This is a genomic window from Virgibacillus sp. M23 (genome assembly GCF_034190895.1).
In the GTDB taxonomy this organism is placed as follows: Bacteria; Bacillota; Bacilli; order Bacillales; family Amphibacillaceae; genus Virgibacillus; species Virgibacillus salarius.
The window spans coordinates 1-255 of record NZ_JAWDHA010000428.1 but is presented as its reverse complement, the minus strand read 5'-3'; the positions used below and the strand labels follow the sequence as shown (position 1 = coordinate 255).

Sequence of the window (255 nt, the reverse complement as noted above, 5' to 3'; positions counted from 1 at the left end):
TTCATGGTTTATATCCAGATTGGTAGAATCAGCTTGATAAGCGCTTGAGTCTGCAAGATTGACAATCATTCCTGCAAAAGCCGTTTTATTTGCATAGGATGAAGTCGTCACGAGTACGTCCAGTTTGGCATCTTCTATCATATAATTGATTCGATCGATTGGATGTGTTGGATCGATAGGTAAGTAGGCGCCGCCTGCCTTGAGAATGCCTATCATGCCGACCATCATTTCTAGCGAACCATCGATCATCATACC

The 255-nt window shown here is 43.1% G+C and carries 1 protein-coding gene; it reads right to left on the bottom strand.

The window, feature by feature from the left end:
* Positions 1 to 255, bottom strand: a 255-nt coding sequence (locus RVS70_RS23505) for an AMP-binding protein (protein ID WP_321135123.1), incomplete at both ends; no start/stop codon positions are given.